The sequence below is a fragment of the Nocardioides sp. genome, from assembly GCF_035697785.1.
Lineage (GTDB): Bacteria > Actinomycetota > Actinomycetes > Propionibacteriales > Nocardioidaceae > Nocardioides_B.
Genome location: NZ_DASSCL010000107.1, coordinates 1 through 22190 on the forward strand (window position 1 = coordinate 1; position 22190 = coordinate 22190).

General features: G+C 70.1%; 20 protein-coding genes. 3 read left to right on the plus strand and 17 right to left on the minus strand.

What is annotated here, in order from left to right; translation table 11 throughout:
- Nucleotides 1-181 precede the first annotated feature (181 nt).
- Nucleotides 182-775 carry a histidine phosphatase family protein gene (locus VFH10_RS10820; protein ID WP_325128358.1) on the minus strand — a complete coding sequence of 198 codons (594 nt, stop codon included), beginning with the start codon at nucleotides 773-775 and terminating at the stop codon, nucleotides 182-184.
- A gap of 128 nt (nucleotides 776-903) precedes the next feature.
- On the opposite strand from VFH10_RS10820, the gene VFH10_RS10825 reads away from it, so the two are divergent.
- Entirely contained in the window at nucleotides 904-1986 is a 1083-nt protein-coding gene (locus tag VFH10_RS10825) for an endonuclease/exonuclease/phosphatase family protein (protein ID WP_325128359.1), read from the plus strand.
- 18 nt (nucleotides 1987-2004) lie between these two features.
- On the opposite strand, the gene lepB is transcribed toward VFH10_RS10825, so the two are convergent.
- The 5 genes from lepB to VFH10_RS10850 form a co-directional block, all read right to left on the minus strand.
- Entirely contained in the window at nucleotides 2005-2541 is a 537-nt protein-coding gene (gene lepB / locus VFH10_RS10830) for a signal peptidase I (RefSeq protein ID WP_325128360.1), read from the minus strand.
- Nucleotides 2519-4414: a multicopper oxidase family protein gene (locus tag VFH10_RS10835; protein ID WP_325128362.1), complete on the minus strand. Its 1896-nt coding sequence runs from the start codon at nucleotides 4412-4414 to the stop codon at nucleotides 2519-2521. The genes lepB and VFH10_RS10835 overlap by 23 nt, the downstream gene beginning before the upstream one ends.
- A gap of 114 nt (nucleotides 4415-4528) precedes the next feature.
- Nucleotides 4529-5509: a copper resistance D family protein gene (locus VFH10_RS10840; RefSeq protein ID WP_325128364.1), complete on the minus strand. Its 981-nt coding sequence runs from the start codon at nucleotides 5507-5509 to the stop codon at nucleotides 4529-4531.
- The gene (locus VFH10_RS10845) at nucleotides 5506-5946 is read right to left on the minus strand and encodes a copper resistance CopC family protein (protein WP_325128366.1); all 441 of its coding nucleotides are present in this window, start codon (nucleotides 5944-5946) and stop codon (nucleotides 5506-5508) included. The genes VFH10_RS10840 and VFH10_RS10845 overlap by 4 nt, the downstream gene beginning before the upstream one ends.
- A 138-nt stretch (nucleotides 5947-6084) precedes the next feature.
- Nucleotides 6085-6624 carry a MaoC family dehydratase gene (locus VFH10_RS10850; RefSeq protein ID WP_325128367.1) on the minus strand — a complete coding sequence of 180 codons (540 nt, stop codon included), beginning with the start codon at nucleotides 6622-6624 and terminating at the stop codon, nucleotides 6085-6087.
- Between the two features lie 202 nt (nucleotides 6625-6826).
- Between VFH10_RS10850 and VFH10_RS10855 the strand changes: the two genes are divergently transcribed.
- Nucleotides 6827-7687 carry a hypothetical protein gene (locus VFH10_RS10855; RefSeq protein WP_325128369.1) on the plus strand — a complete coding sequence of 287 codons (861 nt, stop codon included), beginning with the start codon at nucleotides 6827-6829 and terminating at the stop codon, nucleotides 7685-7687.
- On the opposite strand, the gene VFH10_RS10860 is transcribed toward VFH10_RS10855, so the two are convergent.
- The 4 genes from VFH10_RS10860 to VFH10_RS10875 all read right to left on the minus strand — a co-directional run bounded on the left by VFH10_RS10860 (nucleotide 7688) and on the right by VFH10_RS10875 (nucleotide 12621).
- Nucleotides 7688-7870, minus strand: coding sequence for a DUF5302 domain-containing protein (locus VFH10_RS10860; RefSeq protein WP_325128371.1), 183 nt, complete (start codon nucleotides 7868-7870; stop codon nucleotides 7688-7690).
- Between the two features lie 81 nt (nucleotides 7871-7951).
- Nucleotides 7952-9052 carry a DUF2332 domain-containing protein gene (locus VFH10_RS10865; RefSeq protein ID WP_325128373.1) on the minus strand — a complete coding sequence of 367 codons (1101 nt, stop codon included), beginning with the start codon at nucleotides 9050-9052 and terminating at the stop codon, nucleotides 7952-7954.
- Between the two features lie 48 nt (nucleotides 9053-9100).
- Nucleotides 9101-10804, minus strand: coding sequence for an FN3 associated domain-containing protein (locus VFH10_RS10870; RefSeq protein ID WP_325128392.1), 1704 nt, complete (start codon nucleotides 10802-10804; stop codon nucleotides 9101-9103).
- 227 nt (nucleotides 10805-11031) lie between these two features.
- Entirely contained in the window at nucleotides 11032-12621 is a 1590-nt protein-coding gene (locus VFH10_RS10875; protein ID WP_325128375.1) for a hypothetical protein, read from the minus strand.
- A 533-nt stretch (nucleotides 12622-13154) separates the two neighbouring features.
- On the opposite strand from VFH10_RS10875, the gene VFH10_RS10880 reads away from it, so the two are divergent.
- A complete protein-coding gene (locus VFH10_RS10880) occupies nucleotides 13155-15131 on the plus strand; it encodes a BTAD domain-containing putative transcriptional regulator (protein WP_325128377.1) in 1977 nt (658 codons plus the stop codon).
- Between the two features lie 64 nt (nucleotides 15132-15195).
- Here the strand turns inward: VFH10_RS10880 and VFH10_RS10885 are convergent, their stop codons facing one another.
- From VFH10_RS10885 to VFH10_RS10915, 7 genes are all read right to left on the minus strand, one after another.
- The gene (locus VFH10_RS10885; RefSeq protein ID WP_325128379.1) at nucleotides 15196-16398 is read right to left on the minus strand and encodes an acyl-CoA dehydrogenase family protein; all 1203 of its coding nucleotides are present in this window, start codon (nucleotides 16396-16398) and stop codon (nucleotides 15196-15198) included.
- An 85-nt stretch (nucleotides 16399-16483) separates the two neighbouring features.
- Nucleotides 16484-17587, minus strand: coding sequence for a hypothetical protein (locus tag VFH10_RS10890; RefSeq protein ID WP_325128380.1), 1104 nt, complete (start codon nucleotides 17585-17587; stop codon nucleotides 16484-16486).
- Nucleotides 17588-17595: 8 nt separating this feature from the next.
- On the minus strand, nucleotides 17596-17850 hold the full coding sequence (locus VFH10_RS10895; RefSeq protein WP_325128382.1) for a DUF6752 domain-containing protein: 255 nt from the start codon (nucleotides 17848-17850) through the stop codon (nucleotides 17596-17598).
- Entirely contained in the window at nucleotides 17838-19400 is a 1563-nt protein-coding gene (locus tag VFH10_RS10900) for a hypothetical protein (protein ID WP_325128384.1), read from the minus strand. Before VFH10_RS10900 ends, VFH10_RS10895 begins: the two co-directional genes overlap by 13 nt.
- 144 nt (nucleotides 19401-19544) lie before the next feature.
- Nucleotides 19545-20513, minus strand: a complete 969-nt coding sequence (locus tag VFH10_RS10905) for a CoA ester lyase (RefSeq protein WP_325128386.1) — start codon at nucleotides 20511-20513, stop codon at nucleotides 19545-19547.
- A 132-nt stretch (nucleotides 20514-20645) separates the two neighbouring features.
- A complete protein-coding gene (locus tag VFH10_RS10910; RefSeq protein ID WP_325128388.1) occupies nucleotides 20646-21539 on the minus strand; it encodes a DMT family transporter in 894 nt (297 codons plus the stop codon).
- A 24-nt stretch (nucleotides 21540-21563) separates the two neighbouring features.
- Nucleotides 21564-22190: hypothetical protein (locus VFH10_RS10915; protein WP_325128390.1), on the minus strand; the 627-nt coding region annotated here is incomplete at its 5' end.

The window sequence follows — 22190 nt, forward strand, 5'->3', positions numbered from 1 at the left end:
ATCCGTGACTTCGCGTGCCTTCCCGCGTCGTACGCCGACGCGGCGGACGTCCGCGCCGGCGACGACGCCGACGATCTCGGCTGGTTCACCGTCGACGAGCTGCGCGCCCTCGACACCGCACCGGGACTGGTGGCAGCCCTCGAGGAGTGGGGCCTGCTGTAGGTCTCGACTTCAGATGGGTCTACGCGTTCCAGCGCAGGATGACCGGGGTCTCCCGCTCGTAGCCCAGGACGCTGACCGTCGCGGTGTCCAGGCGGAAGAAGCGGCCCTCGCCCACCGGTTGGCCGATCCACCGGGCCGCCAGCGCCCGCAGCGCGTGGCCGTGACCGAACAGCAGCACCCGTCCCCCGTGGGCGCGGGTCTTGCCGACCACCCGGTCCAACCGCGCGGACACCTGCTCGGCGGTCTCGCCGCCCGGGGTCGGGTGCGTCCACACGGTCCAGTCCGGCACCGTCTCGCGAATCTCCTGGGTGGTGACGCCTTCGTAGTCGCCGTAGTTCCACTCCACGAGGTCACCCTCCAGGTGTGCCTCCGGGTAGCCGGCCAGCTCGGCCGTGCGCCGCGCCCGCAGTCTCGGACTGGTCAGCACGAGGTCGAAGCGGTCGCCGGCGAGCCGCGCGGCGAGCTCCGCGGCCACCCGGACCCCGACCTCGGTGAGGGGCAGGTCGGTCACCGAGGTGTGCCGGTGGTCGCGGCTCCATTCGGTCTCCCCGTGCCGGACGAGCCATACTTCTGGGGCATCGCCACCTGAGTGGCTGCCGGCGGGTGCCGTCATGCCTCAGATCCTGGCACGAGGGGCCGATTTTGAAGTTCACCTTTACAAACCGCTACGGCGTGGCACACTTGACACTTGTGTCCCACAGGTACCTTCAGTTCACCCAGGTAACGGCCAACGCCTCCCGGGTGACGCGCTCCCTCGCCCTGACCAGCGCCATCGTGATCACCGCACTGGCGACCGCCCTCACCCTGGGCGGCCCGGCCGCGACCGGGGCGACGACCCCGCCCGCTGGCTACGTCAGCTCGACGGTGCCGGTGGAGTTCAACCTGAGCACGTTCAACGTGCTCGGCAGCAAGCACACGATGGGCCGCGGCAAGAAGGCCCGCTTCGCTCCCGGTCCCAAGCGGATCCGGATGGCGGCGCGGCTGCTCGACAAGCACGGGGTCGACGTCGTGGGCTTCCAGGAGCTCCAGATGGACCAGTGGGCGGAGTTCATGCGGGTCGCCGGCACGCGGTACGGCGTGTACCCCGGCGGCTGGTCGCGCCGGATGGTGCAGAACTCCATCGCCTGGTCCCACGCCACGTGGGAGCTGATCGAAGGACAGATGATCCAGATCCCTTACTTCGAGGGTGTCCTATGGGACATGCCGATCGTGAAGCTCCGTCACAAGCCGACCGGCGCCCTGGTCTACTTCGCGAACTTCCACAACGCCGCGACCAACCGCAAGCGCGGCAACAACGCGCACCTGCGGGCCGATGCCACCACGCGTGAGATCACCGCGGTGCGCAACCTGGCCTACACGACCGGCCTGCCGGTGTTCGTCACCGGCGACATGAACGAGCGCGCGCCGTACTTCTGCAGGATGACCGGTGAGGCGCCGATGAAGGCGGCGAACGGCGGCCGCAACAAGGCCGGCATCTGCACCCCGCCCCCGAAGCCGATGCCGGTGGACTGGATCTTCGGCACCCGTGGTCGTGGCAAGTTCAGCAACTGGGTGCGCGACGACAGCCGGCTGGTCCGGAAGATCACCGACCACTTCGTGATCCGCACCGACGTGACGATCAAGAACGCCCCCGTGCCGATCGTCCCGCCGACGCCGATCCCGCCGACGCCGCCCGCGCCGCCTACACCCACGCCGAGGCCGACCCCGACGCCCCCGCCGCCGACCGTCACCCCGACGCCGACCCCGACTCCGACTCCGACGCCGTCGTCCACGCCGACAACCTCGGCCCCCTCGCCGACGTCGACGCCCGTCACCCGGCGATAGCGCGGCAACGCCCGCCGGTCACCTGATCGGCGGGCAGGTCCCGCCCACCCCGAAGATGACGGTGCCGGTCAGGTCGGCACGATCTACCGGGCCGAAGTCGCGCGAGTCGACCGACTGCTCGCGGCCGTCGCCCAGCAGGAACACGGCTCCCTCCGGTACGACGACCGGGCCGAAGAACGTCCCGTCGACCGTGCGCTGGTCGACGTAGGGCTCGCGCACCGGCTCACCGTCGACGCGCAGCACGCCGTCGCGGACCGCCACGCGTTCGCCGCCGACGGCGGCCACTCGCTTGAGAAGGGTGCCGTCGCCGCGCGGATCCCGGGCGGTGACCACGTCACCGCGGTCGGCACGCTCCGAGGCGCCCGGGGACCAGACGAGAACCCGGCCACCGGGGCAGTACGTCGGCGACATCGAGTCCGACTCGATCGAGGCGATCGACAGGATGCCCGTGAAGCCGGCGACCGCGAGGAGTGTGCCGGCCGCGATCGCGACCGACCACCCCAGGCGGTGCGGGAGTCCGGACCCCGTGCGCTCAGGCGCTACGACGACGTCCACGTGGCGGCCTCGGCTTGCCCTTGCCCTTGCCGCCCTTCTTTCCCTTCTTCCCCTTCTTGCCCTTCTTGCCCTTGGGGTCCTTGCCCTTGCCCTTGCCCTTCTTGCCCTTCTTGGGCCGACGGCGACGCCGCCTCGGCGGCTCGTCGTCGTCATCGGACCCGCCACCGGAGCCACCGGACCCGCCGGAGCCTGGGCCCGAGCTACCGGACCCCGGTCCGGAATTGCCCGGGCGCGGACGTCGCGGCACCTTGGGCGGCCACGGGTCGGGGGAACGACCGTGGTCGTCGTCATCGTCCCGGCTGGCCGGGTCGGACCCGATCGGGTCGTGCGGGTCCACCTCGTCAGCACCGAGCCCGACGCTGAACTGGACCATCATGTCGTGGTCCTCGTGCGGCAGGTTGTGGCAGTGGATCATGTAACGGCCGCGGTGCGGACCGAACTTCATGATGATCTCGACGATCTCGTTCTCACCGGTGTAGATGACGTCCTTGGGACCCATCTCGTAGTCGAAGGGCGGTCCCCCGTCGCGGGACAGGATCTGCTGGTCGACCAGGTGCGTGTGCACCGGGTGGAACCACCCGCCACCGGTGTTCTCCAGCCGCCAGATCTCGATCTCGCCGAGGTCGGGGTTGGCCACCACCTCGCGGAACCCGCTGGCGATGACGTCGTCCCAGGTGCGCCCGTTGACGCTCCACAGGTTGTCGAGCCCGGTCTTCTTGAACTCGAGCGTCCGGGTCCGGGCGGCCATGTCGCGCGTCAGCGTCATGACCTCGTGCGTGTGCAGCGTGTCCGGGATGAAGTTCCAGGTGAAGTCGCCGACGTCTACCGGGTCGTCGGTGACGTCGAAGGCCATGATCTTGTCGGTGTTGTCGAAGTCGCGGTTGTTCTCGTTGCTGAGGTTGCGCAGCTCGACGCGCTGTCCGGCCGCATAGTTCCGGAAGTCGATCAGGAACTCGTAGCGCTCGGCCGTGCCGTGCCGCCACGTGGTCACCTCGCGCGAGCGCGGCATCATGCCGGCGTCCGTGGCCACCATGTGCACGGAACCGCCGGGGAACAGCGTGGGCCGGTAGGACCTCGAGATGGACGCGTTCAGCATCCGGAACCGGTAGACCCGGCGCTGGACCCGCATCACCGGCCACGGCACTCCGTTGACCAGGATCACGTCGCCCCACAGGCCCGAGTGCTCGCGGTCGTCGTACCCGAGGCTGCCGTCGGCGTTGAACATGCAGTCCCCGACGATCAGCGGTACATCGAAGGGCGACTGCGTCGGGAGCAGCGCCCGCTCGACGGGGTCGTGCACGTGGTACTGACCGAACAGCCCGGTGTAGACGTTCTCGGCCGTGTGGTGCACGCCGTGGTCGTGGTACCAGAGGGTCCGCGACCCCGTGTGCTCGCTCGGCCACTGGTAGACCTTGCTGTTGCCGGGCAGCGTGACGTCGCTGGCGTAGCCGTCGTACTCCGGCAGCGACGGGTTCCCGTGCAGGTGCGTCGACGTGCCGAACGTGTGCCCGAACATCGGGTGCACCGCGGGCAGCCGGTTGCGCACCTTGGCCACCGCCCGGACGCCGTGCTCGACGTGGAGCGTCGGCCCCGGGATGGACCCGTTGTAGCCGAACCCGTGCATCATCTGGCCAGACGGCAGCACCTGCGCGGTCGCCGGCTGCTGGTTGATGATGTAGGTCGCGTACTTCCCGAACTCGTCCTCGCCCGTCTCGCTCGGGTTGAGCACGGGTGGGATGGCGAACTGCCGCCGGTACGGCGTCGGCAGCAGTGACTCGTCGAGCGCACTGGCGGACTTGGCCACCACGGCGTTGCTCAGCGGCAGTGTCATGCCGCCCACGGCGAGCGCGCCCAGCCCCCCGAGCTGAAGCACGTTTCGACGCGAAATATCCATGAGAAAGACCCCCCTCGAGTCCCCAAGGTGTTTCAACGGTCACACGACCGCGTGAAAGAAGCGCAAACAGTAAAGATTTGTTGAGCTGTACAACTAAGCCGTGTGCGTCAGCGTCACCGCGAGCCCCATCGCCGTCGCCATCAGCACCAGCTCACCGGCCGCCACCAGCACCAGCAGCAGCGGGCCACGCTTGGCCAGGTGCGGCAGAACCGCGCGCCGTTGCAGGTAGCCGGCGCACCCCAGAACGGCGAGGATCCCCACCTTCGCCGCAAGCAGGGCCAAGTGCGCCGGGCTCTCGAAGAGCTCGTCCCAGGTGCTCTGGGTGAACACCGTTGCCACACCCGAGGCGGCGACGCCGACGTAGCAGACGAGCGCGACCCGGCTGAACCGCGCCACGGTCGCCGTCCCAACGCCGGTGGTCCACAGACCCCGTGCGTGCGTCACCAGTCCGAGCAGGGCCCCCACCCACACAGAGACCGACAGGACGTGCAGCAGCAGCACGCCCACGACGAGCCAGAACGAGCCGCCGCCCGCGGCGTGGCCGGTCACCGTCGCGGGAACCAGGCCGGCGGCGGCCACCGCGAACAGGATCCACGCGTCGACGACTCCGCGCACCGACCGCGCCAGGATGCGCGTCGCCGCCGCGAGCACCACGCCCGCCACCAGCCAGCGCAGCCGGGTGTCGAGGTCCCCCGCGTCCGGGCCGACACCGCCGTGCGCCACCGCGGTGGCCGGGTCGAGCGCCTCCGCGGCGAAGGTCCCGGTGAGCAGGAGCGTCCACCAGCCGGCCCAGGCAGCCGCCGAGCGCACCACGGCGGGAGCCGCGGGCGAGGCGGGACCGGCGGGCAGGCAGAGCAGCAGGACGATCGCCCCGATCGTGCCGAGCGCGGCCATCGTGGTCGTCGTACGCACGGCGAGCAGCACCAGCAGCAACGGGCTGTCGGCTCCGTGGGACGGGTCGGTGAGCGACGCGCTCACCGTGGTGACGGCCGCGACGACGGCCAGGACGATCGCGGGTGTCCGGGCCGGTGCAAGCGTGCGCAGGGCAGGGGTGCTGGGACTGAGGACGCTCATCGCACGCCCTCCAGGTCCCGGGCCAGCCGCGGGGCCATCAGCAGGTAGCCGCCCGCCGCGACCAGGACGATCAGGGCGCCGGCGGCCAGTGGCGACAGCTCGAGGCCACCGAGCGCCGGCGAGGCCTCACCGACGCTGAAGTCCACGCGCCCCGAGACGACGTGACCGTCGAGGCCGAGCACGCGGTAGCGCACCTGCCAGCTGCCCTGCTTCTCGTTGGGGTCCATCGCCACCGAGACCAGGCGTCCGGTGTCGGACCCGAGGACGCCGATCGCGCGGTCCTCGCCGTCCGGTCCGATGACCTGCACCGAGTCCGGGTCGACCCCGACCGGCTCGACGAACTCGAGCACCACGTGGTCGGGGACGAAGTCCATCACGGACCCGTCCGACGGGTTGCTGGACAGCAGGTCCGTGTGCGCGGACGCAGGCGTCGGCATCATCACCAGGACGGCGACAAGCGCCGCTACCGGTGCCAGAAGCCGCGCGAGAACGCGCCGAGAGTTTTCCCACCCCATGGCACCGAGCATGGACCGGCAGCGTCACACGTGCGTGAAATGCCCTGCGATCGCAGGGTTTCAGTCCTGGCGTTCCGGGCTGCGCGACCAGTTCTTGTCGGGCTGCGGGACCGGCCGGGCGGGCTGCTCACCGCCACGGTCGTGCAGGTAGCTGTCCTTCGGCACCATCACCTTGCGCCGGAAGATGCAGACGACCTTGCCGTCCTGGTTGTAGCCGATCGTCTCGACGTGCACCACGCCGCGGTCGTCCTTGGACTTCGACTCCCACTTGTCGAGGACGGTCGTCTCGCCGTAGATCGTGTCGCCGTGGAAGGTCGGCGCCACGTGCCGCAACGACTCGATCTCGAGGTTGGCGATGGCCTTGCCGCTGACGTCGGGCACGCTCATGCCGAGCAGCAGCGAGTACACGTAGTTCCCGACCACGACGTTCTGGCCGAACTGGGTGGTCTTCTCCGCGTAGCTGGCGTCCAGGTGCAGCGGGTGGTGGTTCATGGTGAGCAGGCAGAACAGGTGGTCGTCGTACTCGGTGACCGTCTTGCCGGGCCAGTGCTTGTACGTCGCACCGACCTCGAACTCCTCGTAGCTGCGGCCGAACTGCATCTGGTCTCCTCGTCATCGGTCGATCGGGCCCGTGCCACCGTGGTCCAGCCCGTCGAGACCCGCTCATCCTGCCCAACCAGAGCCCGGAGCGGGAGGTCATGCCCGCGTGGGAAACCTCACGGACGTCCCGTCCGGTTGGGACGAACGCCCCTCCTCCCCTCGTCCCGCTCGCGGCAGGGTGGAAACGACAGCAGGAGGGACCGTGACCACGACTGCGGGCCGTACGACGACGCGCCCGACGAGCACCTCGTCGACAGGGTTCGGCCTCCTCCTGCTGTCCCTCGCCGGGCTGCTGGCGCTGAACACCGCCCTGGGCCCCTTGGGGGTCGGCCTGATCCGCTACGACTTTCCCGACACGATCGACCACCAGCTCTGGGGCCTGGAGATCGTGACCGTGCTACTGGTCGTTCCGGTCCTGGTGGCCGCGGCGGTGCTCACCATCCGCGGACGGCCGGGTGGGCCACTGCTGGCGATCGGCCCGGCCGCCTACACGACGTACATGTTCGTGCAGTACGTGCTCGGGCCAGAGTACGACCACTACTCGCTCACGGTGCTCTTCCACCTGGCGCTGGTCACGCTGTCCGGGGCGCTGGCGCTCTGGGCCTGGCGGCTGTCGGCGGACGTCGCTCCTCCCGCGGCGACCGGTCGGCAGCGTCGAGTCCGCGGTGCACTGCTCCTTGGCTTCGCCGCGTTCGTGCTGCTGCGGTACACCGGCGGACTGGTCGGCGCCTGGAGCGGCAGCGCGATCGGTGCGGAGTTCGCGGCGTCCCGGACGTTCTTCTGGTCGATCTTCCTGCTCGATCTCGGTGTCGTCGTGCCCCTCACCGTGGTCGCGGGCGTCGGCGCGGTCGCCGGGAGGCCATGGGCGGATCGGGCGGTCCTCGCGGTGCTCGGCTGGTACGCGCTCGTGCCCCCGTCAGTCGCGGCGATGGCGGTCGTGATGCTCGTGCGCGACGACCCCCACGCGTCCATCGCCTCGGTCACCCTGCTCTCGGTCGCCTCACTGGTCTTCGGCGCGGTCGCGTACCGAGTGTTCCGGTCGTCCGTGCAGCGCGAGGAATGATCAGGCGCCGCCCCCGCCGGCCTTGCGGCGGTGCATCTTCGGGGCCGCGCCGCCGGTGACCTCCGGACCGTGCGCCTTGGACTTCGAGTCGGCCGAGTCGTCGGGATGCTGGTGCGCCTGCTTGCGCTCGAGGGCTTCGCGCATCTTCGCCTTGAGGTCCTCGTTGCCGTTCGAGTCAGCCATGGGGGTGCCCCCTCCGGGTGCGTTGCGTCAGCGGACCCGTCCACCCTTGCACGACGCCCGAGGCAGGGTCGAGGGGGTTTCCTAGTCCCAGACCGTCGGGAGGCCGTGGCCGGTGGAGCTGCCCAGCACCCGTCGCCCGCCCGTGGGCCACAGCTCGAGCACGACCAGGAACTCGTGCGGTCCGTCGGAGGTCCGGCGCATGGGTTCTAGGAACAGGTGGGCGAAGGGCGCCTCGTCGGTCGCCTGCGCACCCAAGGCGCCGATGCGGGCCGTGACGGCCTCCTGCTCGGCGGCATCGAGGTACTGCCACATGACGCTGTGCCACAGCACGGTGGTGAGGCCGGGGCGCAGGTCGATGCCGTCGACGAAGCGTGCGGCGCCCTCCCGACGTACCGCGACGGGGGTGTGCTGGGCCAGGTCGAGGGCACCGCGCAGGCGTTCCAGCCGGTGGGTCTGGTCGGGCCAGACGTACGCCGTGAGGACGAGCCGTCCCTGCGTCGTACGCACGTCCACGGGCATCACGTCGCTGCCGACCCGCTCGACGATGTCCAGCTCGGGCCACGGCGGCACCGGCCGGCCCTGCCAGGCCACGTCGAGCCGCACTGGCGACGCGGGGTCGCCGTAAGTGGTCCCCCACTCGTCGACGTACCCGAACCGGTCGGCCAGCAGGTTGAGACCGCCCGACGAGCCGATCTCGAAGAGCCGCACGGGGTGGCGGAAGACCTGACCGACGTGCAGCAGTCCGCCCATCAGCGCGCTCGCGCGGCCGACCTCGTTGGTCTGCGGCGGGCGGTCCAGCCACTCCCGCACGGCCTCCGGCTGCTCCGACAGCAGCCGCAGGAACGCCTCCCACCCGCCTTCGACGGACCAGGTCCCGCCGACGCTGGGGTAGTACGCCGCCAGCTCCCCCGCCGCCGAGTTGTCAGAGCGTCGGCCGGTCAGAGCCGGCTGACCCTCTGACAACACAGCGTCGGAGGTGAGGACGAGCCGGTGCACGCTGCCCAGCAGCCGCAGGGCGAGCGCCGACGGGCCGGGGTCGTCCTCGTGGCCGGCCAGCACCCGGCCGACCTCGCCTCCCGCCCGGAGGTCGGCCGCGGCCCGCTCGAGCAGCTCGGCGTACATCGGTGAGCCCAGCTCCGCACAGGCCTGCGCCTGGCGGCTGAACGCCTCGTGCTGCTCCATGCCGGAAGGATGCCAGCCGATGCCTTCAGCCCGGTCGGCCTCCCTCCACTAGCGCGAGGTGACCTTCGCCGACCGCTCGGACCACGGGCTCGTGCCGGCGGCGCTGACGGCTCGCACCTGGAACCGGTACTTGCCGGACCGGAGCGTCATCTTCAGCTTGGTCACGTCCGAGGCGACCGACTCGACTGCGCGGACCTTCGCCGAGCGACCGGGCCGGACCTTCAGCGCCCGGACCTGGTACCCGTCGACCACGGCGCCGTTGGCCAGCGGGACCCGCCAGCGGATGGTGGCCGTGTGGTTGCCACCACGCTTGCCCGACTTCGCCTTCGCGATCCCAGGAGCGAGCGGAAGGATCGTCGCCGCTCCGGTGTCCGGCGGCGGCGGGACCTGGGGGGTCACGATCGGGCCCGACGGCACCGTCGGCACGTTGCGCGTGAAGGTGCGGGTCAGCACCGGGCTGACGTTCTCGGCTGCGTCCACCGAGACCGCTTTGATCGTGGTGGTCTGCGCGAGCAGGATCGTCCCGGTGTAGCGCCTGCCGGTCGTCGCCGTCGGGGCGGGCTGGCTTCCGTTGCCCTCGGTGTAGCGGATCTGATCGGGGCCGGCCAGGAGCACCTGGATCGAGCCGAAGAAGCTGGTGCTGCCGGGGAAGGACTGCGGCTCGGCCGGCGCGACGGTGTCGCGGAGCGCGTGCCGGGTGTTGGCCGGGGCGGTGCCCTGCCCACCGCTGTGCTCGGCGGTCACGTCGAGGTCTCCTTCGAGACCTGTGAGCGGACCGGGGAACGTGGTGGTCCACGTCCCGTTGGTGTTGACGTCGACCGACGTCGTCAACGAGTCGTCGCTGTCCTCGTCAGCGTCGGCCACGTCGACCATCACCGACGTCGCTTCGGAGACGCCGGACACCGTGAGGCCCGAGTCCTGGTTGGCGATGTTGATCACGGACGGCGAGACGTGGCCGATGGCCGACCCGTCGCGGGCCGGGCAGCCCTCCGGCAGCGGTTCGGCTCCGAAGGTCGCGGTCGTGTTCTCGTTGCCGCCGTGGTCCTCACCCACCGGCGGGGTGCCCACGCTGTACGTCGCCTCGAGCACGCGCGGGTTCGCCGCGGCGGCCAGCACCTCGGGGGTGACAGGGGCAGCGTCCTCGTCCCCGTCGCCCGCCGTGAAGGTCGCGGTCCAAGTGGTGCCGTCCGCACCCAGCTCCAGGGTGTTGCCGGGGTCGGAGCTGCTGGCGCGCCAGTCACCCGAGTCGTCGTCCGGGTCCTCGACCTCGGGCTCGTCGTCATCGTCGTCGTCCCCGGGAGCCGGGGGTGTCAGGTCCAGCCGGACGAAGACGTCCAGGTTGGCCGGGTCCAGGCCCTCGCCCAGCGTGCCGGTCACGGTGAACGCGTTGTCGCCCAACGGTTCCGGGTTGCCCGCAACAGTGACTTGCTGCACGGTCGTCGAGTCCGCGACCCCGGGGCCAGCCACGTGAACCTCGTCGCCCGGCAGGATGCGCGGAGTGACGCCGTTCCAGCAGAAGGTGCCGGCCGCCTCGCCGTCGTGGTTGAGCTCGAGCGTCCCGAAGACGCCGAAGGTGGTGGGACTCCCGGTGGCGCTGCCGACCGCGACACCGTCGCGGACGACCGTGATCGTGTACGTGTCGGCGTGGTTGAGCCCCTCGACCATCACGATCGAGTCCGCCGGACTGACCGTGATGCTTCGCGTCGGCCCGACCGCCGCCTCCACGGGAAAGGCGAGCATGCTCGCCGACATCGCCGTCACCGCCGTGACGGCAACCCCCCACTTGGCACGTCGTCGCGCGCCACCCCATGTCCCCATCGCCCCGGTGCTCCCATCGAACCTCTTGCCCCTGGCAGGAGGGTGCATCCGGATCGTCAAGGCAGCGCAAAAGCCGCATGCAGCCATGCACCGCCCAGACGGCATGACGCCGCCGCCGATCCTGGGATCGACGGCGGCGTGAAGGGTCGAGCCGCTGGATCCTACCGCGACCTGACCTGGTTGGACCGCTCAGACCACGGGCTCTTCCCCGCGGGGCCGAAGGCACGCACCTGGAACCGGTATTTGCCGGCCGGCAGCGACAGCTGCAGCTTCTTCGCGTTCCGATCCTCGACCACGACGGCCGGACGGATCTTCGCCGACCTGCCCGGCCGCGTCTTCAGCGCGCGCACCTCGAAGCCATTGAGCACGGCGCCGTTGGCCAGCGGAGCCCGCCACTTGGCAGTGGCCGTGTCGTTGCCACCGGGCTTGCCGGACTTCGCGCTGCCGATGCCGGGAGCCAGCGCGATGATCGCCGCCGACCCACCACCCGGAGGCCTCACCACCGGCGGTGGTGTTGCCGTCTGGGTGAACGACGCCGTCGTCGTGCTGCTCTCGTTGTCGGCCGCGTCGACCGCAATCGCCTTGACGGTCTGACCAGGAACCACCGTGAACGGAGCGGCAAAGAGGATCCCGCTGTTGAACGCTGGTCCAGGTTGGCCTCCGTTGCCGACCGTGTAGCGCAACCTGTCACCACCACCGCCGGCAAGGAACACCGACGTCGGACCACTGACCGCCCCACCGTTCGGCGACACCGTCGGGGCGGCTGGGCGGACCGTGTCCTTCAGCAGTGTGCGCGTGTTCTGCGCGTCGCCACCGGTGACGGGGCCATGAGTGGCCTTGACGGCGAGGTTGCCCTCGAGGCTCGCGAGCGGTCCAGGGAACCTGGCTGACCACGTGTTGTCGCCGTTGACCACCACATTCGCCGGAGCGGCCGTCACGGTGTCAACGCCATCCGAAAGCGTGACAGAAACGGTGGGTGCACCCGAACCCGCAGGAGCATCAGCCGTGACCCCGGACACGATGACATCGGCGTTCGCGTTGGCCGCGTTGATCCTGGCTGGGCTCACCGTGGTGATTGCGCGACTGGCCAGCGCTGGACACGCGGCGTCTTCGGGTCCGAAGGGTCCTCCGAACATGCCCGCTGTGCCTCCGGTGATCTCCCCGGCGGCGTCCCGCGACGTGATGTGCTGAGCCTCGAGCACGATGGGACTGGCCGCGGCCGCAATCACCTGCGGGGTCACGGGTCCGTCGTTCTCACTGTTGGTGAACGTCGCAACGAAGTCACCAGGAGTCGCCGGGTCGTAGACGATTGTGTTGCCGGCCTCGGTGGCTGTCGTTCGCCACCGGCCGTTGCTTGGCAGCCCCGCGACACCCAGGAGCCGGACCTCCACGTCAAGCTCGCTGATCGGCGGCAGGGGGTTCGCATTGATGTGTCCCCTGACGGTGAATGACTGACCACCAACAGCAGGCACTACCTCCGTCAGGAGATCGATGTCAGAGACCACGAGATCGTCCGTCGGGAAATTGCCTTCCACGCGCACCACGTCGCCCGGCACGATCTCGGGAGTCACGCCTTCCCAGCAAACCGTCGGTGCCGCCGCGTGGTTGATCTCGAACTGTCCTACGCCATTGCCCAGCAGGTCCTCTGCTTGGCCGGTGACGGTCCCAACCTCCACGGTGCCGCGTATCACAGAAACGGTGACGGTCTCTCCAATTTGGAGTCCGTCCAGCAGGACGATCGAGTCGTCCATGCTGACGATCATGGTGTGCGGCGCATTGACCACGCCGCTAGCCGGGTACGAGAGCATGCTCGCCCCCAACGCCGCTACCGCTGTCAGCGCCAGACCCAACCTGGCCTTGTGAAGCCTGTTCTTCCCTGAATGCATCGCCCTCACCGCTCCCCTGGTGTCGACTGGTGGGCTAGGCGATGCAGCGTGCGCCCGGATCGTAAAGGGAATGTAAAAGCCTCACCCCCTCATATGTGGGGGGACTGAATGGCCTGACCGCGTCCAAATGCGTCATGGGTTCTGGTGCGATCGAATGATCCTTGGCCCGCATCGGTATCAAAAAGCCGAAAGCCTCTTCATTTGTCAGCGACCGGGCAGCAAGGTTGCAGCACTTCCTCCTCGTAACGGGGATCCGGGGGAAGTACGGGAATGAAGGGGCGGGGCGCAGCATGGGGAGCTGCATCGAGATTCGAATTCTGGGGCGTCTGCGAGTACGGCGTCCCGACGGCAGCATCGTCGACAACACAGAGTGGCGGACGGGGAAGACGGCCGACCTGGTGCGACTGCTCGCACTCGCGGGGGGAAGGCCGGTCCGTGTCGACACGCTGCTCGACAGCCTGTGGCCATCGGTCGAAGAGACGAAGGCTCGGGCCAGTCTTCGCACCGCCGCGTCGCAGATACGCCGAACGCTCGGCGTCGACTGCATCGAGCGCGGCTTCGACGGCCTGGCGCTCAACGACGCGTGGATCGACGCAGAAGCCTTTACTGTGCTGGCAAGTGAGGGTCGGGCGCACGCCCGCGGTGGACACCACGCGCAGGTCGTGCGGATCGCTCGAGAGGCCGAAGCGCTGTACGTCGGCGACCTGGACTGTCACGTCGCCGGCGAGGAGACGTGGGTCTCCGAGGCGCGCGAGAATCTCGCGTCGTTGCGTCGCGACTTGCTGACCGAGGCCGCGGAGAGCGCCCTCGCACTGGGCTGGTTCCGGGACGCTGAGGACCTGGCCACCCGTGCCCTGCGAGCGGACGGAATGGCCGAGCGACCGCACCGGCTCTTGATGTCCGCGTACGCCGGCCTCGGTGAGACGGACAAGGCACTGCGTGTCTTCGACCGCTGCCGACGGTTGCTCGCCAAGGAGCTCGGTGTCGACCCGTCACCGCTGACCCAGGCCGTTCACCTCCAGCTCCTCACGGGCGCTCCGACACCGCGAGCATTCACCGCGGTGATGCCTCCGGAGTGCGCCGTCACGGCGATGGAGCGGACGGTCGCGGCCGCCGTCCGACGCGACGGTGCGCACTTCGTCGGCGTCCGTGGGCTCCCGGGCTCGGGTCGCTGCGAGGTCATCACCGCCATGTCACAGCGGCTGTCCGACCAGGGCTGGCAGGTCATTCGGTTCGAGCCGAGCGATGCCACGCTCCCAGTTCTGTCGGGACATGATGACGGGCGACCCGTCCTCGTTACGATGCCGTGCGTCGACGAGCTCAGCTGGCACCGCCTGGAGCAGGTGACCGAGACCCTGGCCTCGCTGCGGCACCGCCGCGCGGTCGCGATCGCACCGGTCTCCTTCGACGTGCTTTCGCGCATGCACGCGCTGGACGGCACCGGCGTGGCTATCTCCGAGCACGAGGTGGGTCCACTGAGTCCGGACGAGCTGGAGAAGCTCGCTAACACCATGCTCGGCGGCGACGTCACGGACGATCTCGTCGACGAGCTGAACGCAGCAGCCGAGGGGCACTTCGCCGGGGCGGTCGCCGCACTCCAGCAATGGCTCGCCGAGGGTCGGATCGTGAGCTCCGCTCGCGGTCTTATCGTCACCGGCGCCGACGGGGTCGCGCCGTACGGCACCGGCACCGGCAGCTGGGCGCCACTGCACCACCTCCCCGCTGCCGCAGCGGAGCTGGCGGCGACGTTGGCCGCAGTCCAGTCGCCCGCGAGCACGGCCCGTCTGGCCGCGGTGATGTCCGACCTCGGTCGCACCGTGGACCTGTGCGACCTCCAGGAGAAGCTTGATCGCCTCGTCGACGCCCAGGTGCTGCAGATCGGTGAGCACGGCTACGAGTTCCGTCACCCGCTGGTGCGTGACGCGGCCGAGAGCTGGCTGCGTCCGGCGGACCGGCGACAGCTGCACCGAAGCCTGGCCGGTTCGTCCCGGCTCGGTGCCGAGGAGCGCGCGCTTCAGTGGACGCTCGCCGGCGAGCCGGCCGAGGCGCTCCGGGCACTTCTCGACGCCGCCGCCTTGGCCGTCGACAACGGGTACGACGCCCGCAGCACCGCCCTGGTCACCCACGCCTTCCGGCTCGCCGGTGGCGGGTCCTGGGCTCCGGACGAGCAGCTCGAGGCGTTCGAGTCGGTGGGACAGGCCGCTGCCCGGCTCGGCTGCACGAGCCTGGCGCGGCGCGCGTTCGAGCGGGGCGCCGAGGTGGCCGTCACGTTCGACCCCGCGGCTGCGCGCCGGCTGGCGACCGCGATGGAGGCCATGGAGGCGGCCCAGCTCATGCCGGTGCAGTGGACTCCCACCGACCGGATCACCGCCTGACCGAGACCAGGTCCGGCCGCGGTCGCTCCGTCTGCAACAGCGGGTGGCCGCGGCCGAGTTGGGTTCAGCGCAGCTTGTAGTCCTCGAGGAGCCGACGCCCGATGATCATCTTCTGGATGTCGGTGGTGCCCTCGCCGATCAGCATGAACGCGGCCTCCCGGTAGAGCCGCTCGATCTCGTACTCCTTGGAGTACCCGTAGCCGCCGTGGATCCGGAAGGAGTCCTCGACGACCTCGTTGCAGTACTCGCTGGCCAGCATCTTGGCCATCCCGGCCTCGACGTCGTTGCGCTCACCGCGGTCCTTCATGCGAGCCGCCCGGACCATCATCGCGTGCGCCGTCTCGACCTTCGTAGCCATCTCGGCGATCCGGAACAGGATGGCCTGGTGCTGGGCGATCGGCTTGCCGAACGTCTCTCGCTGCTGGGCGTATGCGACCCCGAGCTCGAACGCCCGGTTGGCGATTCCACACGCCCGGGCGGCGACGTTGACCCGCCCGACCTCGACGCCGTCCATCATCTGGTAGAAGCCCTTGCCCGGCTCGCCGCCCAGGATCTGGTCCGCGGAGATCCGGTGTCCCTCGAGCACCATCTCCGTGGTGTCGACGCCCTTGTAGCCCATCTTCTCGATCTTGCCCGGCACCGTGACGCCCTGTGCGGTCTCGCCGAAGCCGGGCTCCTTCTCCACCAGGAACGTCGTCATCCTCTTGTAGACCGAGACCGAGTCGTCGTGGCCCTCGTCGGTCTTCACCAGCACTGCCACGAGGTTCGACGAGCCTCCGTTGGTCAGCCACATCTTCTGGCCGTCGATGACGTACTCGTCACCGTCCCGAACCGCCTTGGTCTTGATCGCCGCCACGTCGGAGCCCAGGCTCGGCTCGGACATCGAGAACGCGCCGCGCACCTCACCGGTCGCCATCCGCGGCAGGTACTTCTGCTTCTGCTCCGGCGTGCCGTGCTGGAGCAGCATGTAGGCCACGATGAAGTGCGTGTTGATGACCCCGGACACGCTCATCCAGCCGCGCGCGATCTCCTCCACGCACAGCGCGTAGGTGAGCAACGACTCCCCCAGCCCGCCGTACTCCTCGGGGATCATCAGCCCGAACAGGCCGAGCTCCTTGAGCCCCTCCACGATCTCGGTGGGGTACTCGTCCTTGGCCTCGAGCGCCCCGGCGACCGGAAGGATCTTGTCCTCGACGAACACGCGGACGGTCTTGAGGATCTCCTCCTGGATGTCGGTCAGGCCCTCGGTCTCACACAGGCGCCCCATGGCACGGGTCCTCTCGGTTCGTAGACGATCGACGGAGATCTCGACGGGCTCGATCACCGGATGCCCGAGTATGGCCCGCGCGCCCTCAGCGGGTCTGTGAACGGTGCCACAAACCCCGAGCCCGCCCTGCGGCCTTTCTCACAAGTCCGCGCCGCGTCCGGTTCCGCCGTCGTTCGTTGGTCAGCCGCCGTACGTCGGTCAGCATCGCCGCGATCGTGGCCGAGGCGGCCTCGACGAGCTCGGCGTCGGCGACCGAGTCGGGGTGCCGCCGCTGCGGTACGTCGGACGGGGTGCGCAGGTCCTCGAGGTCACCGATCACGTCGTAGCCGCGGGCGGCGAGCTCGTCGACGGCCCGGTCGCCACGTGCCCGCAGCTCCTCGACCCGTGCCGGCGACGGCCAGAACTTCTCGCCCCTGCGCGGGACCAGCTTGCCCTGCGCCAGGTAGCCACGGATCCACACCCCGCGGTCGACCGGGCGGCGGAAGCCCTGCAGGTCGGCGTTGACCCGGCGCAGCAGCTCCACCTCGACGACGCCGAGCGACTCGTTGGCCTCAGACCCGCTCGCGTCGCACCGCGCCGCGTCGATCCCGAGGACGTCGGCGAACCGCAGCCAGAGCGTCTCGCGAGGCTCGCTCGGCTTCGGCAGGGTGAGCACGTGCACCCGCTCGGGAGGCACCGCCGCGCTCCAGCGACGCAGCACGTCGGCGACGTCCATCGAGCCCCAGTCCCACGCGTCGTGCGGGCTGGTCTCCTCGCTCTCCGGGTAGTCGTCGATCGACGTGGTGGCGCCGTTCTTGACGTACTCCTGCCAGCGCGCGGTCACCAGGCTCAACATGTCGCGTGCGGTCACCACGACGTGCACCTCGGCGTCGTTGAGAGCCGCCACCGCGCGGGACGCTTGCTCGGGCGAGGCCCCGGCGAAGAACTCGTGGCTGATGACGGCCGGGCCGGCCCACGCGTTGACCTCGCTCGTCAACGCGGCCCAGGCCCGCGGCGCGTCGGCGTGCCGGTTCTCCAGGTTCGGCTCCTCGCGCACCACGCCGCTGGCCCACAGGTGCTGCCGCGGGCCGAAGCCCGGCAGCAGGATGCCCTGTCTGCGGAGCTCGTCGCGGTTGTTCCAGAGGATCGTCTGGAGGTACGTCGTACCGGTCTTCGGCAGGCCGACGTGGAGGAAGACTCTGCTCGCCACGGGCGGACTCACAGCCCCTTGCTGTAGCGCTCCATGAGCTCGGCCACCCTGGCCTCGTCGCGCTGGGCGACGGGCAGCAGCAGCTCCTGCACGACGTCGGTGAGCTCGGCGAGCCGCAGGTTGAGCTGCCGGCACTCCTGCACCTCGTCCTCGAGCACGGCGACGCGGTCGCGCAGCGCGTCGAGCTCGGCACCGTTGCCCAGGCGCGCCAACTTGCCGGCGCCATCGCGGAGCCTGGCCTTCATCGGCTTCATCGTTGCCATTCGACCACCATTCGACAGATCCGACGACTTGTCTCGTCGTCGCGGATGACCTTGCGCGACACGATCGTCGCCCCCCTCGCCCGCAGCTCGTCCTCGACCAGGTCGACGTAGAGCGGACGCAGGTTGTGCTGACGGGCGAACGGGTCGCCCTCCCCGCGGGTGTTGAGGAACTCGAGGTACAGCCGACCGCCGTCACGCAGCATCATGTCGGCGGCGCGCCAGAGGTTGCCGCGCCCCACCTTGTCGGTGGCGTCGGCGAGGTGCCGCGCGGTGACCACGCGGGGACCCGGCTCGTGCGCGACGCGGGCGCTCTCGGCCAGCATCGAGCGGAGCTCACACAGGTTGATAGCCCGGTACTCGACCGGGAGCCCTTCGGCCGCCGCGATCTCCGCGGCCGCGTCGCTGCCACGCGTGACGTAGTCGAGCCCGAGGACCCGGCCGCTGCCCTCGCGGGCGTGCCACAGGGCGTCGACGCCCCGGCCGCAGCCGAGGTCGACCACCTGCTCGAGCGCGCCCCCGTGCGCGCGCCGTACCCACTGAGCGAAGGCGGACGGCTCCTGGTCGAGCTCCTCCTCGAGGTTGCTCGTGGAGTAGGCGCGGTCCCAGTCGGCGCGCTTGACCCGCGTGCCACGGAACCAGCCGTTGAGCCGGCGGTGGGTCGCCAAGGGCGTCTCGAAGACGTACGCCGGGTCGGGGACCCGCCAGCTCGGCCCGTAGGTCGCGGTGAGGAACCGGTCGGTGTCGGCCGGCGCCGGCAGCTCGCGGCCCTCGAGGGTGGTTGTGCCGAGCGGGAAGATCCAGGTCTCCTCGAAAGGTGTGCGGATCTCACCCATCAGGTGCAGGTGGCCGTCGAAGAGGAAGCCGCCGAAGACGTCGAGGCCCCGAACCGAGCCGTCCGCCTCGATGACGTCGACCTTGAACGCGGCGCCGCTGTAGCGGGTGATCCGGTAACCCATGTCGGCCAGCGCCCGCTGCAGGTCGAAGGACTCACGGACGACGTCGACAGGGTGGCTGTGCCGGCTCACGTAGCCGAGGTCCGCGTCGCTGTCGTGCCCGATCAGCCTGCCGCCGCGCACCGCCCCGAGCAGCGTGCCGTAGGCGATGAACGGCTCGATCCCGGCCTTGCGGAGCGCGCCCAGCACCTCGTCGATCGAGTCCAGGAGGGGGGCGACGTGCTCGGCGCTGCGGGTGTCGAAGGTCTGCGCGAGCCGGAGGCTCTTGTCGATGCCGAGGGGCAGTCCGCGCTCGTTGACGACCGCGATCCGCCCGGCACCGGTGGTGGGCGCCTCGCCGAGCCGCACCTCCTCGTCGTACACGACGCTCTGGTCCACGTGGGCGACGACCTGCAGCCGGGTGGTGCCGTTGAGGAAGCGGCGCAGCGCCCCGGGCCAGCCGACGAAGTAGCCGTCGTCGATGCGCTCGGCGTCCCGGGGCAGCCAGAATGACCAGATGCGGCGCTCGTCGAAGAGCACGTCGAGGACCAGCTCGTCCTCGGTCCGGGCGAAGATCCCCTGGTCGTCGACGCGCACGTCGGTCACGGGGCTCGTCACGGCGCTCATGCTAACGGTCGACCCTCCGTCCCCCGGCGGGTGCCGCCGCGACAACTCCCCCAGGAGATCTCCTGGTTCCCGGGGCGAGTTCTCCCCGGGAAGCGGGCGATTACCACGGGACCGTGGTAATCCACCCCCGCACCCTCAGGACTCCGGCGGGCTCCACACGTCGGTGCGCTCCATGCCCGCGGCGCGCCCCTTGGCGGAGACGACCAGCGCCATCTTGCGGGAGGCCTCGTCGATCATCTCGTCGCCGAGCATGACGGCCCCCTTCGCGCCGCCCTTCTCGGACGTGTAGAAGTCGTAGGCGTCGAGGATGTTCTCGGCGTGGTCGTAGTCGGACTGCAGCGGGCTGAACACCTCGTTGGCGGCCGCGATCTGGTCGGGGTGCAGCGTCCACTTCCCGTCGAAGCCGAGGGCCGCCGAACGGCCGGCCACCCGCCTGAACCCGTCGAGGTCCTTGATCTGCAGGTAGGGCCCGTCGATGGCCTGCTTGTCGTGGGCACGGGCGGCCATCAGGATCCGCATCAGGATGTAGTGGTAGGCGTCGCCGACGTCGTACCCCGGCGGCTGCTCACCGACCACGAGGCTCTTCATGTTGATCGAGGCCATGAAGTCGGCCGGCCCGAAGATGATCGTCTCGACGCGCGGCGAGGCGGTAGCGATCGCGTCGACGTTGATCAGGCCGAGGGCGTTCTCGATCTGCGCCTCGATGCCGATGCGACCGACCTCGTACCCCATCGTGGTCTCGATCTGGGTGAGCAGTACGTCGAGCGCGACGACCTGCTCGGCGGTCTGCACCTTCGGCAGCATGATGCAGTCGAGGTTCGCACCGGCGCCCTCGACGACCTCGATGACGTCCTTGTAGGTCCACTGCGTCGTCCAGTCGTTGACCCGGACGGTCCGCACCTTCGCCCCCCAGTCGCCGGTGTTGAGCACCTCGACGATGTTCTTGCGCGCGTCCGGCTTGGCCAGCGGCGCGACCGAGTCCTCGATGTCGAGGAACACCTGGTCGGAGTCGAGCCCCTGCGCCTTCTCCAGGAACCGCGGGTTCGACCCGGGGACCGCGTGGCAGGAACGGCGGGAGCGCAGGGGGGTGGTGTCGGTGCTCATGCCGGGGAGCGTAACCAGCCCTCGTCACCCGCGGGGAGGCCCATGCGTGGTGGCATTTGTCACCCCCGACCCACCGATGTCGGTAGCGCGACCGTGGTCCATGGGTCACGGTGGCGCTACCGATATCGGGGGTCAGCCGACCGGTGCCTCCTCCGGCACCGGGCCGCGGTTGCTGACGATCACCAGCGCCATCCCGGCGACCATCACCGCGAGCCCCAGCAGAGCGGCGAGCGGCGGCTGCTGGCCGAGGATCAGCGCCGCGAGCAGGGCCGCCCCGGGGACCTCCAGCAGCAGCGCGAGCGATACGTACATCGGTGACGTCGTCGCGAGCAGGTGGTTGAGCACGGAGTGCCCGAGCAGCTGTGCCGTGGCCGTGATGAGCAGCAGCAGGCCCCACTGCTCGAGCGGGTACCCGCCCAGGTCCTGGCCGGCGACCAGGCATGCGACAGCGAGCAGCCCGGCGCAGGAGCCGTAGCAGACAAAGGTGTACGTCGTCGTGCTCGTGGTCTGGCGAGCGCGCGAGCCGATCACGGTGTACGCCGCGGCGGCAGCACCACCGACGAGCGCGAGCGCGTCGCCGACCAGCGCCTCGGTCGAGAGAGTGAAGTCGACCCCCGTGACGACGAGCACCCCGCCGAACGCGAGCGCCAGGCCGACCAGCACCCGCGTGTCGAACCGCTCGCCCCGGAGCAGCTGCCAGGCCACGATCCACGCGAGCTGCAGGCAGACCATCGCGGTCGCGGACGCCACGGACGTGAGCGTCAGGGACGTCACCCACGTCGCGAAGTGGATGGCGAGCATGACGCCCGAAACCAGCACCAGGCCGAGGCGACGGCCGGTGAGCTCGCGCAGCTCGTCGCCTCGTCGTACCACCACGGCCGGCGCGATCGCGACAGTGGCGAACGCGTTGCGCCAGAACGCGATCGCCAGCGGCGGAACGACCGCCAGCGCCATCAGCGGGCCGGACAGCGAGACCGCGACGACGGCGACCGCCATCAGCAGGAAGGTGCGTAGCGGGCCGGTCACGCCGGCCATCATCGCGGAGCCGGGTCAGCCGGCGACGAGCGGGACGGTGCGGGTGGCGAGCACTCCGCGCCGCGACCAGTGCAGGAAGTCGACGTTCAGCAGGTACCGGCCCGGGTGTGGTGCTTGGACCAGCAGGTCGTACCGCTCCGCGGCTCCGAACGCGACGACCGGCGTCACGAGCGGACGGCCGACGTCTCGCAGCAGCGGGGCGAAGTCGGCGCCGCTCAGGGTGTCGCGGAACTCACGCCCGTCGTGCGCGATGATCTCCGCCATCGCCACCAGGTTGCCCGCCTCGTCGGTGAACCGCGCCCGGCTCGGGAAGTAGTTGAGGTTCAGCATCCGGATCAGGGACGGGTGGCCGGTGTCCGGCGTCGTGACCCGCAGCTGGGTCGGCGACCAGACGTCCACCTCGGGCCGCGGCCGATTGAGCGGCCCGCCGAGCAGGTAGAAGAAGCGCGGCTCGAACCGGTTCAGGCCGGCGTCCTCGCCGGACAGGCCAGCCGCGTGGTTCAGCTCGTGCCATCGCGGGTCGAGTGCGTACGGCGCGATCAGCGCCTCCGTCGCGACGTCGTACAGCGGCCCGTCCACGAACGAGCGCCGCGCCCCCGCGGGCACCGGGTAGTCGGGATGCACCAGCGGGTCCACCACGAG